The 15,859-nt window shown below is 41.1% G+C and carries 14 protein-coding genes and 1 riboswitch; of the genes, 7 read left to right on the forward strand and 7 right to left on the reverse strand.

The genetic code is table 11. The annotated features are described in order from the left end of the window. Positions 1–4: 4 nt before the first annotated feature. Positions 5–131: riboswitch (FMN riboswitch) on the reverse strand. A gap of 803 nt (positions 132–934) precedes the next feature. Next, positions 935–2,167, reverse strand: a complete 1,233-nt coding sequence (gene hutI / locus QA539_RS07645; protein WP_219492806.1) for an imidazolonepropionase — start codon at positions 2,165–2,167, stop codon at positions 935–937. Between the two features lie 18 nt (positions 2,168–2,185). Then, positions 2,186–3,835, reverse strand: a complete 1,650-nt coding sequence (gene hutU / locus QA539_RS07650) for a urocanate hydratase (RefSeq protein WP_219492808.1) — start codon at positions 3,833–3,835, stop codon at positions 2,186–2,188. 131 nt (positions 3,836–3,966) lie between these two features. Here hutU and QA539_RS07655 point away from each other — a divergent pair, with 131 nt between their 5' ends. Then, entirely contained in the window at positions 3,967–4,854 is an 888-nt protein-coding gene (locus QA539_RS07655; protein WP_219492809.1) for a LysR family transcriptional regulator, read from the forward strand. Here the strand turns inward: QA539_RS07655 and hutG are convergent. Together hutG and QA539_RS07665 are read right to left on the reverse strand one after the other, a co-directional pair. Continuing rightward, complete coding sequence (hutG, locus tag QA539_RS07660; protein ID WP_219492811.1) at positions 4,814–5,749, reverse strand: formimidoylglutamase; 936 nt, start codon at positions 5,747–5,749, stop codon at positions 4,814–4,816. The two genes, QA539_RS07655 and hutG, sit on opposite strands and share 41 nt — an antisense overlap. Continuing rightward, positions 5,742–7,193, reverse strand: coding sequence for an FAD/NAD(P)-binding protein (locus tag QA539_RS07665; protein ID WP_419895029.1), 1,452 nt, complete (start codon positions 7,191–7,193; stop codon positions 5,742–5,744). The genes hutG and QA539_RS07665 overlap by 8 nt, the downstream gene beginning before the upstream one ends. 115 nt (positions 7,194–7,308) lie before the next feature. Between QA539_RS07665 and QA539_RS07670 the strand changes: the two genes are divergently transcribed. The 5 genes from QA539_RS07670 (at position 7,309) to QA539_RS07690 (ending at position 11,601) form a co-directional block, all read left to right on the forward strand. Next, positions 7,309–8,439 (forward strand): betaine/proline/choline family ABC transporter ATP-binding protein, encoded by a 1,131-nt coding sequence (locus tag QA539_RS07670; RefSeq protein WP_219492814.1) that lies wholly within the window; start codon positions 7,309–7,311, stop codon positions 8,437–8,439. A 1-nt stretch (position 8,440) separates the two neighbouring features. Then, positions 8,441–9,085 carry an ABC transporter permease gene (locus QA539_RS07675; RefSeq protein WP_101141559.1) on the forward strand — a complete coding sequence of 215 codons (645 nt, stop codon included), beginning with the start codon at positions 8,441–8,443 and terminating at the stop codon, positions 9,083–9,085. Further along, positions 9,086–9,985 (forward strand): osmoprotectant ABC transporter substrate-binding protein, encoded by a 900-nt coding sequence (locus QA539_RS07680; RefSeq protein WP_219492816.1) that lies wholly within the window; start codon positions 9,086–9,088, stop codon positions 9,983–9,985. Beyond that, positions 9,985–10,677, forward strand: a complete 693-nt coding sequence (locus QA539_RS07685; protein ID WP_219492818.1) for an ABC transporter permease — start codon at positions 9,985–9,987, stop codon at positions 10,675–10,677. Before QA539_RS07680 ends, QA539_RS07685 begins: the two co-directional genes overlap by 1 nt. 63 nt (positions 10,678–10,740) lie before the next feature. Beyond that, positions 10,741–11,601, forward strand: coding sequence for a DUF6612 family protein (locus tag QA539_RS07690; RefSeq protein ID WP_419895030.1), 861 nt, complete (start codon positions 10,741–10,743; stop codon positions 11,599–11,601). Positions 11,602–11,629: 28 nt separating this feature from the next. On the opposite strand, the gene QA539_RS07695 is transcribed toward QA539_RS07690, so the two are convergent. Continuing rightward, positions 11,630–12,457: an N-acetylglucosaminidase gene (locus tag QA539_RS07695; protein ID WP_419895031.1), complete on the reverse strand. Its 828-nt coding sequence runs from the start codon at positions 12,455–12,457 to the stop codon at positions 11,630–11,632. Continuing rightward, positions 12,458–12,658 (reverse strand): DUF6440 family protein, encoded by a 201-nt coding sequence (locus QA539_RS07700; protein WP_219521079.1) that lies wholly within the window; start codon positions 12,656–12,658, stop codon positions 12,458–12,460. It abuts the gene before it with no gap. Between the two features lie 168 nt (positions 12,659–12,826). On the opposite strand from QA539_RS07700, the gene QA539_RS07705 reads away from it, so the two are divergent. Further along, positions 12,827–13,360 carry a GNAT family N-acetyltransferase gene (locus tag QA539_RS07705; protein WP_419895032.1) on the forward strand — a complete coding sequence of 178 codons (534 nt, stop codon included), beginning with the start codon at positions 12,827–12,829 and terminating at the stop codon, positions 13,358–13,360. 171 nt (positions 13,361–13,531) lie between these two features. Here the strand turns inward: QA539_RS07705 and QA539_RS07710 are convergent, their stop codons facing one another. Then, the gene (locus tag QA539_RS07710; protein WP_419895033.1) at positions 13,532–15,784 is read right to left on the reverse strand and encodes an Ig-like domain-containing protein; all 2,253 of its coding nucleotides are present in this window, start codon (positions 15,782–15,784) and stop codon (positions 13,532–13,534) included. Positions 15,785–15,859 lie beyond the last annotated feature (75 nt).

Below are 15,859 nucleotides of genomic sequence, written 5' to 3' on the forward strand. Positions count from 1 at the left end.
ATCCTTATTCTTTCTCCCATCCAGACTTTAACTGTCGGCCTCTGATTTTCAAAGAGTCAGCCTTATGCAGTGCATAAGGGTCGCGGGCTATCACCGCCGGTTGGGAATTTCACCCTGCCCCGAAAGAATGTTATTAACTTGTCTGTCAATTACGACAAGTTAATCGTATCGAAGTTTGACCGAAAAATCAATGGAAAGATTTCGGATGTTTTAGGTGGCGATGCTGAGGTGTGATAGCTGAGAAGTGTCCTTGATACGCAGTGAACGTCATCTTGGCTCATGTTTATTTTTTATGAGCCAACTTGGCGGTTCTCTATACGCGGTGAACGTCATCTTGGCTCATGTTTATTTTTTATGAGCCAACTTGGTGGTTCTCTATACGCAGTGAACGTCATCTTGGCTCATGTTTATTTTTTATGAGCCAACTTGGTGGTTCTCTATACGCAGTGAACGTCATCTTGGCTCATGTTTATTTTTTATGAGCCAACTTGGCGGTTCTCTATACGCGGTGAACGTCATCTTGGCTCATGTTTATTTTTTATGAGCCAACTTGGTGGTTCTCTATACGCAGTGAACGTCATCTTGGCTCATGTTTATTTTTTATGAGCCAACTTGGTGGTTCTCTATACGCAGTGAGCAGCATCTTGGCTCATGTTTATTTTTTGTGAGCCAACTTGGTGGTTCTCTATACGCAGTGAGCAGCATCTTGGCTCATGTTTATTTTTTATGAGCCAACTTGGCGGTTCTCTATACGCGGTGAACGTCATCTTGGCTCATGTTTATTTTTTGTGAGCCAACTTGGTGGTTCTCTATACGCAGTGAGCAGCATCTTGGCTCATGTTTATTTTTTGTGAGCCAACTCAATTCGCTCCCCTATCCGATACTCCCTATAAAAAAATCACCCTCAACTTAAAATTGAGGGTGATACATCGTACTATTTCAACTTAAATTCATTCTCAACAATGACTTTCCCTTTATGAATCACTTTCTCGGCATGGTTAACACCATATTGATATGGTATATACTCATGGTTCTTCGCATGCCACACCACTATATTCGCTTCATCACCTACATCGATTGTTCCAGCGTCTAACCCAATAGCTTTCGCAGCATTGACTGTAACGGCATTCCAGATTTCTTTCGGTGATAACTTGAGTTTCAGTGCAGCAATGCTCATCACCATCTGTAAGTTACTCGTTACGCAGCTTCCTGGATTGTAGTCCGTCGCAATTGCAATGGCACCGTTATTGTCTAACATACCACGTGCGTCTGCGTATTCATTTTTATCGAGGTAGAACGTTGTTCCCGGTAATAATACTGCGACTGTATCGCTATCTTTTAGCATCTCTTTTCCTTTTTCACTTGCTGCTACTAAGTGGTCCGCACTGATGGCATTCTCTTCGATAGCAAGTTCTAATCCACCAAGCGGGTCGATTTCATCGGCATGGATTTTCACTGGTAAGCCATGCTCTTTCGCTGCCTGCATGTATTCACGAGACTGATCGATTGTGAACACGCCTGTTTCACAGAAGATATCCGCAAAGTCTGCTAAATCGTTCACTTGCTCTAAATCATTGATACATTCTTTAATAAACACGTCGCTGTCTTTATCTTTCGGTACAGCGTGTGGTCCAAGGTACGTATGTTTCATGTTGATGCCGTACTTTTCCTGTAATCTTTTTGAAACGCGTAACTGTTTTAACTCATGCTCTAAACTTAAACCATATCCACTTTTACTTTCAACACTGAGTACACCGTGATGAATCATGCGCAGTAATTCATGCTCTGCTTTTTCGAACAACTCATCTTCACTCGCTTCACGTGTTGCTTTCACTGTAGAGTGAATGCCCCCACCTTGCTCAAGAATTTCAAGATATGACACACCTTGGCGTTTCAAGCTCATTTCGTGTTCACGTGAGCCGCCGTGCACTAAATGTGTATGCGCATCGACGAGTGCTGGTGATACTGTCTTTCCTTTCGCATCAATCGTTTCACTTGCTACATACTCATCATTAAATTCTCCGGCATAAACAATCTTGCCATCTTTAATAACGACCGTTCCGTTCTCTATAATTTTAAGGTCTGCAAGTTCCGCACCCTTCAAAGGTTTGTCTGTCTTCTTCGGTAAGATTAGTTCACTAATGTTCTGAATTATTAAATCATTCATCATAACCATCCCCATCTATTATTTGTCAAGCATTGGTACATTGATGCCTTTTTCTTTCGCAACATTAACCGCAATATCATATCCCGCGTCAACATGACGCACTACACCCATACCTGGGTCCGTTGTGAGCACACGTTGTAATCGTTCTTCAGCGTTTTTCGTGCCATCTGCTACAACAACCATGCCAGCATGTAATGAATATCCCATACCTACGCCGCCACCGTGGTGAAATGAAATCCATGATCCACCAGCTGCAGTGTTGATCAGTGCGTTCAATACTGCCCAGTCTCCCACTGCATCACTGCCATCTTGCATGCTTTCTGTTTCACGGTTCGGACTTGCAACACTTCCTGCATCTAAGTGATCACGACCGATAACGATAGGCGCAGAAATCTCTCCAGTTTCAACAAGTTTATTTAGTGCTAACCCCATCTTAGCGCGTTCACCGTATCCGAGCCAAGCGATACGAGATGGTAATCCCTGGAATGCAATCTTCTCACTTGCTAAGTCTAACCAGCGCATTAATTTCTTATTATCAGGGAATAATTTACGCATCTCTTCATCTGCGCGTTCAATATCTTTTGGATCCCCGCTTAATGCTGCAAAGCGGAACGGTCCTTTTCCTTCGCAGAATAGCGGACGAATGTATGCTGGTACGAATCCTGGGAAGCTGAATGCATCTGTAACACCTTCGTCAAATGCAACTTGACGGATATTATTTCCGTAATCGAATGCAACTGCGCCACGTTTTTTGTACTCAAGCATGTATTCAACGTGTTTCGCCATCGATTTCTTCGCTAGACGAACAACTTCTTCAGGATTTTCCTTACGCATCCTCACTGTTTCTTCGAACGTGTATTCAACTGGTACATAACCGTTTAATGGGTCATGGGCACTTGTCTGATCTGTTACGATATCAACTTTAAAGTCTTTATCTAATAGTTCTTTATAGACATCGACAGCATTACCAACAAGTCCGATTGATAATGCCTCCTTCTTGTCTTTCGCTTCAGTCGCCAGGCGAATCGCTTCGTCTACACTATGCGTCTTCACATCACAGTAACACGTTTCAATACGTTTATCGATACGGCTTTCATCGACATCTATACCGATAACTACCCCACCATTCATCGTGACAGCAAGCGGTTGAGCTCCGCCCATACCACCAAGTCCTGCAGTTAATGTAATCGTACCTGCTAAGTCTCCATTGAAATGCTGATTTGCAAGTTCTCCGAATGTTTCGTACGTTCCTTGCACAATCCCTTGGGAACCGATATAGATCCAGCTTCCTGCAGTCATCTGCCCGTACATCATCAAGCCTTTTTTATCTAATTCATTGAAATGCTCCCAGTTTGCCCATTTCGGAACTAATACAGAGTTAGATAATAATACACGTGGTGCCTGGTCGTGCGTCTTAAACACTGCGACGGGTTTACCAGACTGAACAAGTAACGTTTCATCCTTTTCTAAATTACGCAAGCTTTCAACAATCGCATCGAAGCTTTCCCAGTTACGTGCTGCTTTACCGATACCCCCATAGACAACTAAGTCTTCAGGGTGCTCTGCAACTTCTGGATCTAGGTTGTTATAGAGCATACGTAATACCGCTTCTTGCTCCCAGCCTTTACATTCGATTTCTAAACCTTTCTTTGCTCTAATATTTCTCATTATAATCGCCTCCATTTATTTAAATTTTCAGTTTATTGTACTCGTTACTTATTATAATCTGCTATTATATAGTTATCTAATATAAATAAACTAATTATTAATAGAATTTAACTATAAAAGGAGCGTGAACTGTGAAAATTCTACATTTCGAATATTATATTGCGGTTGTTGAACATCAAAGTTTCACGAAAGCGAGTGCGTATCTGCATATTAGTCAGCCATCGTTAACGGCTGCAATCAAGAAGCTGGAAGCGGAAATAGGATACAAGCTATTGACGAGAAGTACGAAGGAAATCAAGATTACGGAGCGTGGTATTCTGTTCTATCAGTATGCAAAAGATATTGTACATAAATATCAGCAGACGGTCGAACAGATGTATGACTTAAATTACAGCAATAACCCTAAAATTAAAATCGGTATATTAGAGTCTGCAAGTAAATGGGTAAGCACTGTTATCGCGCAGCATAAAGAGCATGATACAGATCAGCATTATATGATCAGAGAAATATTGACGACAGATGCGATCACACAGGCCATCACCAATTATGATGTCCATATCGCATTATCAAATGAACAGCTTATCCATGATGACATTATTTCACTGCCGTTATATTCAGAGGACTATATCCTCACTGCACCAAACGATACATTTAATAATAAAAGAAGCGTCAATCTAGGCGATCTGCCGCTGATTCTGCCGAATGACTCCTTTCAAGTCCGTAAACATCTAAATGATTATTTCTTAAGGCATAATATCAGGCCCCATATCGTGCTTGAAGTGGATCGTTTTGAAACGGCGCTTAACTATGTGCATGAGCGTATCGGTTATGCAGTCATCCCTAAAATATACTATCAGTCTCATAATGCATCTCATCTTAATGCGATTACGATTCGTCCGAACATCAGTCGCACAATCTATATCAATTACCACAAAAAAAGAAAGCACTCCACGAGAGTACTTTCTTTAATAGATGGCTTTATAAAATATTGGGATTTCGGTGCACTGCAAAAAACATGATGTTGCCGACAAGCTTTGCAGTGCGGCCATCTATATCATATTCTGGATTCATCTCAGCAATGCTTAGGTGACGCGTCTTGCCATATGAGAGTATTTCTCTTATAAGACGCTCTACTTGCTGAGGTGTAAGTCCGAAGCTGCACGGTGCACTGACACCTGGTGCATATGCACTGTCAATCACATCGAGACATAGCGTCAGCATAATAATGTCATACTGCTCGATAAATGACTGGATGATTTCATCTGTCGTATCATAGTCGATATCTTCAGCGAGCACATATTTCACGTCATACTGTTCCGCCACTTCAAATAAATGCTGTGTGTTCCCCGCTTCCTGCAGCCCAAGCACGAGGTAGCCGGCATCTGCATCTTCATCAAGTATCTGTTTAAATCCTGTACCGCTCGTTGCACTTTCACTATCGCGCAGATCGAAATGCGCATCAATATTGATGACACCGATTGACTGCTCCGGATATAAAGCTTTCAATCCTTTAAAATGCGCATAAGAAATATCGTGTCCTCCACCGATTAACAGGTGGAACTTAGCATAGTCATTCGTCTTATCAATGAGTTCAGCATATTCATGCTGCACATTCTCAACAAACTTCTCTTCAGTCGTCACATTCCCGAAGTCAGCAATTGATAAATCATGTATCAGTGGCAGGTTACCAAACTTTGTACGTATCGCATCAGGCCCTTGCTTCGTACCCACCCTGCCTTGATTCAGATAGACACCACGATCAACCGCATACCCGAGTATACCAACATCAAATCGTTCTGTAAGCTCACCTTCTGCATCTACTACTTGTGCTACTTGAAAATTTCTAAAATGTGCACGATTATCATTATCATCTATTCTGCCACTCCATAATGCAGCATCTGCTTTACTATACATCCAATCCCTCCTCTTCAGCTAGAGCTTTAACTGTTCGTTTTGCTTCATCAATCAGTTCCATTATACCGTTATCTAAGTAGTTGACACCAGATGTCTTCTGTCCAAGCATAAAGAAGCGTGACATGACACCATCTCTCATAATAACCTGATTGCGGATCGGCGTTACATAGAAACCTCCATCTGGATGCTCAATCAGCAAGTCCTGATTCACAAGGTTTTCAATCAAAGGATTAGGTTCAGTTGCATCCTTGTAAGCTTTTGCTGGGCCTGTCGCATTAAACACATAATGTACACGTAGCTCTTTATCCTTTGTGTGAATGCGGAACTTATTATATTTATACTCAATGTCTGTTATTCCGCTATAGATCTCTACGCGTCCACTAGAAAGGGCATCGAGCAGTTCCTCTGCCGTTCCTTCAGGCATTGGATTCGCATAATCATCTAGTATCGGTGCATAGTGTTTGCGATATGCTGCTTTATCTTCTCGTGTCATAAATGGCCATATATACGATGCGATATGGACTATTTCAAGGACGAATGACTGCATCAGCCCGACCTCTTCTGGATGACTCAAGTCAAATTTTAATGCTCGTACTGGATTTGAACGATTAATACGTAGCTTCTCTACATCTAAGCCGAGTCCATCAAGCTCTTTTTTGAACCTTTCTACTAATTCCTCCAATGGAATATAACCATGATGCGCCATTTTAATTTTCTCAAGTTTCTTATGCGTTATATATTTAAACTTGACCTTCTGCATCTTACCACGGACCGACTGTACCTTACCATCACGGCTGATAAGTGCTAACTTGTTCGTGCTATGTGCGATAAAGTAACGCACAATATCGAGACTCGAAAGGCCTGTCCCAATAACCGCATAATCTTTGTTCGCTTCAATGCTCTTCTCATGCAGTGGATACGGCCATTTATAATAGCCCGTTGTTCCTTCAAGCTGATAAGGATCCATCGGTCCAAACTGGCCTGGAGATAAAAATATAGCATCAAAATAATATTTCTCATGCTGAGTGGAAACGACATATTCCTGACTAATAAACTCAACATTTCGTGCATGGTCTGTTATAATAGATACGTTCTTCTTGTTCGCAAATTTCTCAAAGTGTTCTTGCATGTATTTACCGAATAATTGTCGAGAATAATAACGATTGGCTGAAGTGTTCTCCGCTTCATCGAGATGAATCTCTTTGTTAACATCGCTTTTTTGAATCCAGTCGATGAAGTCTTGTTGCTTATTAGGTTTCATACTGATGAGATTTCCAGGATAATTCATCAGCAGTTCGGGGTCGTCGTACTGAAATGCACGTCCACTCCCCATATACTTCTTATCATCAAAAACTGTAATCTCAGCTTTCAGTTTTTTTTCTTTATGCAGATACTTCAACACAGATATGCCACCAACGCCTGCACCTATAATTGCAATTCTCATTATATCCACTCCCTTACCTATATATTATCAAAAAATTGGGTAAACAAACTTATAGTATATAATTTTTATATTTATATAAGACTTATTCACAAAAAATATTTTATGAGGTGAAGACATGTTAGAAATGAATAACGTCTCGAAAGTTTATAAAGGCGGTAAAAAAGCAGTATCAGATTTAAATATTTCAATCAAGCAAGGAGAGTTTATCGCGTTCATCGGTACGAGCGGCTCTGGTAAGACAACTGCGATGCGTATGATCAACCGTATGATTGAGCCAACTAGCGGGACGATCACTCTGGACGGGAAGAATATCAAAGAACTGAACCCCGTACAGCTTCGCCGTAAAATCGGCTACGTCATCCAGCAGATTGGATTACTGCCTCATATGACGATTCGTGACAACATCACGCTTGTACCGAAATTGCTGAAATGGTCAGAAGTGGACAAGAACAAGAAAGCTGAAGAACTGATTCAGCTCGTCGATCTTCCATTATCCTATCTTGACCTCTATCCCTCTCAGCTCTCAGGTGGACAACAGCAACGTATCGGTGTCGTACGTGCACTTGCTGCAGATCAGGATATCATTCTGATGGACGAACCTTTTGGTGCACTGGATCCACTTACACGTGATACTTTGCAGGATCTAGTGAAAGAGCTACAGGTCAAATTCAATAAGACTTTCATCATGGTCACGCATGATATGGACGAGGCTATCAAATTAGCAGATCGCATCGTCATTATGAGTAATGGTGAAGTCGTACAGCTTGATACACCGAACAATATATTAAGACGTCCAGCAAATGATTTTGTGCGCGACTTCATCGGCGAAAACCGTCTGATCCAGACGACGCCTAACGTTAAAACAGTTGATGAAGCAATGGTCAAACCCATCTCTGTTACAGCTGAGAAGTCAATAGGTGAAGCGATACAGATTATGCGTGAGCGTCGTGTAGATACATTGCTCATCACAGACAATGATAATGTCTTAGTCGGCTACGTCGACATTGAAGACTTATCTGAAGCAGCAAAGAAATCATTAAGCCTGTCTCGCATCATGAACCATAATGTCTATTTCGTGCGTTCTGGTGTGTATCTTCAAGATACAGTGCGTACCATCCTTAAGCGTAATATTCGTCTTATCCCAGTGCTTGATAAGCACGATAGACTGCTCGGCGTCATTACTCGTGCCAACTTAGTAGATATCGTCTATGACACTATCTGGGGCGAAGAGTTAGAGGAGGTATAATATGTTAGCATTCTTACAGGAAAACCAGGCCGAACTACTCGAGAAGACGTGGGAGCATATCTCCATTTCACTGCTCAGCCTACTTGCAGCAATCATCGTTGCAGTACCGCTCGGCATTGTGCTGACAAAATCTGATAAGCTAGCAAAGGTTGTACTCTCTATAACGAGCGTGCTACAAACCGTACCTTCGCTAGCGATACTTGCGATGATGATCCCCTTCTTTGGGATAGGTACACTACCCGCTGTTATCGCACTGTTTCTCTATGTGCTGCTTCCGATACTCAATAACACTTATCTCGGCATACAGTCTGTTAACAAAAATGCACGAGAAGCAGGTCGTGCAATGGGCATGACTCAGAACCAGCTATTACGTATGGTTGAGCTACCGCTTGCAGTCCCGGTCATTATGAGCGGTATCAGACTTTCTGCTGTCTATGCCATTAGCTGGGCGACGCTTGCTTCATATATTGGCGCCGGGGGACTTGGAGACTTTATCTTTAATGGGCTCAATCTCTACCAGCCGAAACTGATTATCGCGGGTGCTGTCGTTGTAACACTTCTCGCGCTCGTTACAGACTTCGCATTAGCATATATAGAAAAGATTACGACCCCACGTGGATTAGTTGTGTCGAAGGGGGAAAAATAAATGAAGAAATTACTCATACTATTATCCTGTCTACTCGTGCTTAGCGGCTGTGGACAGAACACCCAAAAAGAAACTGTCAAGATCGCCTCAGTATATACGACCGAAAGTCAGATCCTTGCGAACATGATCAAGCTTCTTATAGAAAAAGAGACTGATCATCCTGTAGAACTGATCAATAACCTCGGTTCAGGAACAGTAGTACACCAGGCGATGATGCGTGGCGATGCAAACGTCTCTTCTGCCCGTTATACCGGCACAGATTTAACAGGTCCACTCGGTAAAGAGCCGATCACAGATCCAGACAAAGCAAGAAGTGTTGTCGTCAAAGGGTTTGAAGAAATGTTTGACCAGCACTACTTTGATTCTTACGGCTTCGAGAATACATACGCTTTCATGGTGACAAAAGAGACAGCGAAGAAGTATAACCTGAAGACGGTCAGTGATATGAAAAAAGTTGCACAAAACTTACGTGCTGGCGTAGATTCATCGTGGATGAAACGTAAAGGTGATGGGTTTGATGCATTCAAAAAAACTTATGGCTTTGACTTTAAAGACACTAAGCCGATGCAGATTGGACTTGTCTATGAGGCAGTGAATGCAGGCAAGATGGACGTCGTCCTTGGATATACAACGGATGGACGTATCCAGAGTTATAACCTTGTCGTACTAAAAGATGACCTGCAGTTCTTCCCGCCTTATGATGCGAATCCAGTGGCGACTAATGAACTGCTTAAGAAAGATCCAAAGATTAAAAAGCTGCTAGAATCGATGAAAGATCAGATTTCAACAGAACAAATGCAAAAGCTCAACTATGAAGTTGATAATAACCTGAAAGAACCTGCAGTAGTAGCAGAAGCCTACTTAAAATCACATAATTACTTCAAAGGAGGTGCGAAATAATGGAGAATCTTAATACATTCGAACAGTTCATCCATTACTTCCAGGATAATGCAGGATACGTCTTCCAGCTTTTTCTTGGGCACTTTCTAATCAGTATATACGGTGTACTGTTAGCAGCCATAGTAGGTATACCAATCGGTATATGGATCGCCAGACATAGACGTCTTGTAACACCTGTAATCTCGATTGCGAATATCATACAAACAATTCCTGCCATCGCTTTACTTGCACTACTCATGCTGGCGATGGGGCTTGGTAAGAAGACTGTGATTATGGCCGTATTCCTCTATGCCTTATTGCCTATTATTAAGAACACATATACAGGTCTCAAAGCGGTTGACGAACATATCGTCGATGCTGGCCGTGGCATGGGGATGACAAAACGCCAACTGCTGACCATGGTAGAGTTACCCCTCAGCCTCTCAGTCATCATCGCAGGTATCCGTATCGCGCTCGTTATCGCAATCGGAGTCACTGCTATCGGCTCATTTATCGGGGCACAAAGCTTAGGTGACATCATCATCCGCGGAACAAACGCCACAGATGGTACATCAATCATCCTAGCCGGTGCGTTACCGACTGCGCTGATGGCTGTGCTTGCAGACATTATACTGGGTCTTATCGAACGTAGACTGGACCCGACAAAACGCAAGAAATTAAGTCAGACTGCACCGAGTGCAGAGAACGAGTAGTTATTATGAACCCCAATATAATTATGGTACTCTAAGGTTAATTAAATCAATCGGAGGAATTTTATGAAATCTAAACAGTTATTATCACTATTACTCGGTTCTACCTTGATCTTTACTGCTTGCGGACAAGATACAAAGAAAACAGAAGATACTAAATCTGAAGAAAAGAAAGCTGAAACCTCTACTGAATCTAAATCTTCTGAAACAGCATCTGAAAATAAAGCACCCGAAGTTAAAGATGCAGAAGCATTAGTTGTAAAGGCTCAGGAAAAAGGGAAAACTATAAAAAGTTATCATGCAAACCTTGATACACAGTTAAAATCAGGTAGTGATACAAGCAATGTAAAGATGGAAATGTCTGTAGATGATGCAAACAAGACTAAGATCAGTACAGATATGCAGAATCGATCGATGGATATGTATATATTCGACAAGAAAGTCATTATTACGCAAGATGGTCAGAACTATATCGATGCTACGAGTGTAATGGAAGATCAAGTAAAGAATCAGCTTGATCAGCTAGATTATAACTCAGCGCTTAAAACACTAGACGCCTATAAAGATGGTGAGTTCAAATCAGTAGACAGTGGCTACGAAATCACTAAGTCATTTAAAGGTCTAGATGAATATAAAAAACTCAGTGAAGCAACGGATTCAGAGGATGCCGTTAAAGCACTTGAAGGTCAGTTAAAGGATATTGATGGGAAAGCAACTATCACATTTGATAGAGACTTGATGATGACTAAGACAATTACTGATATTAATATGACAGTGAAAGATAAGAAGATGAACACGAAGACAACAGCAACATATGATAAGTACAATCAAGTAAAAGCAATTGAAATTCCAGAAGGTGCGAAGAATGCACAATCTATCGAAGAACTACAGAAATCTGAAGAAACTTCAACTGAAAAAGCATCATAAAGATAATCCAGACGATTAATCGTCTGGATTATTCTTTATATTCATAAGTTGTAAAGTATTTTCCTTTAAGCTTCAGCTTCTTATAATCGTCTGCAATGCTGCGTGCATTATGATGTGCCCATCTGACGTCTGTTGCATACTGGTGATGTCCTGGATTTACAGGGTTAAAGCGCATACCATATAATGTGGCCTGTGCTTCATCATTTAAGAACTCTGTCTTGATAAACTTTGCCCCACCGACTATTGCTTTTTCTGGTGTGTCCCAACCATGTCTAAATGCATATTTAGCTGCTTCATTCACAGGATCATGGTCGTAGGCTCCGATACCAAAGAAATTATAATATCTCTTATTCCCTTTACCAACCCTTCCTTTGGCGTCAACAGCGACACCTTTGGCAAGCTTACTCTTACCCTTACCTGTTTCCAGTAGTGCATGGTTGATCAGATAGATTTCGTTAACATCATGCAGCCTGGAAGCTCTTGCGAAACTTGTTCCTTCGTTATTAAGAATCTCCTTGCCTTTTAACAGCTTATCCAATGTGGCGGGATGAATCTTCTGCGTCTTACTCAGATTTAAGAACTGATATTGCTGGGCGCTGTCGTCTGTTAATTTATCGATATTCATATACGTGTCAATCTGTTTACGTGTAGCAGCTTTCCATACGACTCCATTTGAATACATCGCCTGTGCTTTCATCTGTTTATCAAGTGCTTCTTTATAAGTATGCGACACATCAATGTGACAATTTTTAAGTGCATTGTCTTCTGTCTTCTCACTGATCATAAGCGCGATAAACCCTAAAATAATCGTAGCGCATAACCCCAGTCCAACTAATGATTTATTCTTATCATTCATCTATTTATAACCATCAGCAAGTAGCGGCTTCCCGTCTTTGTCGACCAATACTGTCATACCACCACTGTATCCCATCGCCGAAAATAGATATTGTACACCTGTTTGTTCATCGACGACAATATAATTAGACATCATCTTAGATGGTTTACCAGATGCAGCGTTATAGTTAGTAAATCGTTTTTCCTCTTTATTCCCAAACATATAAATCACCCTTTAATATTTAATTACTTTAGATTACCCTCTTAAAGGATAGAATAACATTTAACAGCGACACTGTAGCTATAAAATCTCTTATGTGATTACAAAATTACAAATTTACTTCTTCCTTTCTGTTAATGTATAATCATAAAAAAGAAGGAGGGATGTCAATTGCCAGAACTTCAGCTCGTAAAACCGTCAATTGAATACAAGACAGATATCATGCGATATCGTGCAGATTTCGTAGTAAATAATGAGAGCATTCATGGTTCATCGTCACTTCATAATTTTGATACCTTTGATCACTGGTTTGAACGTATTCAAGATGAGGAGATTCTAGATCGACTCCCAGAAGGATTTGTACCTTCTACACAATTTCTATGTATCAATGAAGATCAGAAGATTGTGGGTATGATTCATATCAGACATTATTTAAATGACTATTTAAATAATGTCGGCGGGCATATCGGTTATTCAGTAAGACCTGATGAAAGACGACAAGGTATTGCAAAATGGATGTTGCATCAAGCACTCCTATTCCTTGAAATTAAAGGTGCGAAGAAGGCCCTTGTAACTTGTGATTATAATAATATCGCCAGTAAGAACACCATTCTAGCTTGTGGTGGCATCTACATCAATAGCATACATGATACGCATGATGATATTGATGTAGACCGTTACTGGATCAATATACAAAAACTTTAGCATTCATTAATATAACCCACAAAAAAGAATCCATGCACTCCTGTAATCACTTCGTCAGCTTCAAGTTCACTTTCTTATTACAGTCCTCCTACAATGAAAAAGGTAGATAACTCAAAGTTATCTACCTTATATACTTATCTGTTCCTTAATCGAAAGTATATTAAATCTTTTTTATTTTGTTTTACGTTTGATCAAGAATAAACCAAGAATCATCATTAATAGTGATAAAAACTCTTTTTTATAATCTTGATTTTCACCTGTTAAAGGTAGCGCTTTAGTCTCATTATCCTTAGCAACAGAATCTGTATTGATAATAAGGTCTTTCTTTTGTCCAGTAATGCTCACACCCAGAGCAGGTTCAGGATTAAATACAAGAAACTTCTGATCAACAGACGGTTTTACTTGCTCTGCCGTCTCCTCTTTCGGTGTTACAATTTCTTCTGGTACAAGAGGTTCATCAGGTTCGATTACTGATGCTATGTCCTCCTCAGGAACAGGAATTTGTGGAATCTGATTATCAGTATCTATATCCTCTTTCGGTGTTAAAACTTTTTCTGGTACAAGAGGTTCATCAGGTTCAATTACTGATGCTGTGTCCTCTTCAGGAACAGGAATTTGTGGAATCTGATTATCATTTGTCGGTGCTTCCGTTGTCGGTGCTTCCGTTGTTGGTGCTTCGGTTGTCGGCGCTTCGGTTGTCGGCGCTTCCGTTGTCGGTGCTTCCGTTGTTGGTGCTTCTGTTGTCGGTGCTTCCGTTGTTGGTGCTTCCGTTGTCGGTGCTTCGGTTGTCGGCGCTTCTGTCGTTGGTACTTCGGTTGTCGGTGCTTCGGTTGTCGGCGCTTCTGTCGTTGGTGCTTCTGTCGTTGGTGCTTCTGTTGTCGGCGCTTCGGTTGTCGGCGCTTCTGTCGTTGGTGCTTCTGTCGTTGGTGCTTCCGTTGTCGGCGCTTCCGTTGTCGGCGCTTCCGTTGTTGGTACTTCTGTTGTCGGCGCTTCTGTCGTTGGTGCTTCCGTTGTTGGTTCTTCTGTTGTTGGCGCTTCTGTCGTTGGTGCTTCCGTTGTTGGTTCTTCTGTTGTTGGTGATTCTGTTGTCGGCGCTTCTGTTGTCGGCGCTTCCGTTATCGGCGCTTCGGTTGTCGGCGCTTCTGTTGTCGGTGCTTCTGTCGTTGGTGCTTCCGTTGTTGGTTCTTCTGTTGTTGGTTCTTCTGTTGTTGGTTCTAGTTCTTCTTTAATATTTGTAATCTCATGTATAACTTCTTTTTGATTCTTGAAGTCGAGCACAATTTCCTGCGTATCCCCACTTACGTCTGCTTTATATCCATCTGGAAATACAATCTCTTTAACTGAATATGTGCCACCTTTAATTTCGTTAAACGAGAGTTGTCCGTTGTCATCCGTCGTACCTTCGGCAACAACCTCCTCTGCTTTGTTCGTAAGCGAGAACTTTGCACCTGCTAAGGGAGTCTTATTGCCTTCTTTATCTACTCCAACTTTGTTGATCGTCAGCTTACCATTATATTTCGCTAGCTCTCCTTCAATATTTCCTCCGGCGCTAATATTTTTAACAGTGGCATGACTTGCTTCATTTTGTGATACGTCATTCTTATCGATGTAATCAGTTGTAGCCTCATTTTTGAATTCTGCCAGTGCGCTATCAACAATCTTTGTATTGTAATATACCATCAGCTGCGTGTAATTCGGCTGATTGAAGCGAATATTGAAGCTATCTTTATTGATATACACTTCTCCGTATTGAGCCTCAAATTCTGCTTTTGTCAAAGAGATAGTTGACTGACCCTTCGTGGTTACTGTGAACTGAAACGAATCTACATCATATGCCTGACCTTCGCCTAACTTATCTGATATCATGGCGGGATCCCCTTGACGGAAATAATCCTGCTTATTGTTGAAGCGAATCGCCCAGCTCACTTGATTAGGAGCATCGGGTAGGATCTGGCCGCCTTTATAGAAAGTTTCGTTGGATACGCCTGCTTCTCCATATACTGGATTGTCAACTGTGATTGACTTTGTAATTGCAGTGTTACCAAAGTTTAAGTTCTTTTGTTTCGTGCCTTGCTCATCATCATTAAATTCAGCCGTGAAATAGACCTGACCTTTAATGTTTGTGAGATCCTTTACGTTTTCATTGAATTTGCATGTAATATTGTTTGTAGTGACATTACAATTTCCTAGAACTTTACCATCAGCGTTTGAAAGGTTCATACTCGTTTCAAATCCTTTCAGTTCATCCGGCAACTGAACAAGCATCACATCTCCTTGTTCAATCGTTCTACCTGACGCATCAAAATCCACTGTAATTTTAACATGATCTCGATTTGTGTATGTAGTTTTGTCGTTTTCTATCTTGATATCTTTTATTATATTTTGAGTTAAATCTTGAGCTAATGTTACATTTGGAGTTGCCAAAGATATAATCATGGACAATACAACAAAAATAAACAATATTTTTTCATTTTAAATCTTCCCCTACTCATTTTTTTG

Origin of the sequence: Macrococcus psychrotolerans, assembly GCF_038095555.1 — a bacterium.
Classification (GTDB): Bacteria; Bacillota; Bacilli; order Staphylococcales; family Staphylococcaceae; genus Macrococcoides; species Macrococcoides psychrotolerans.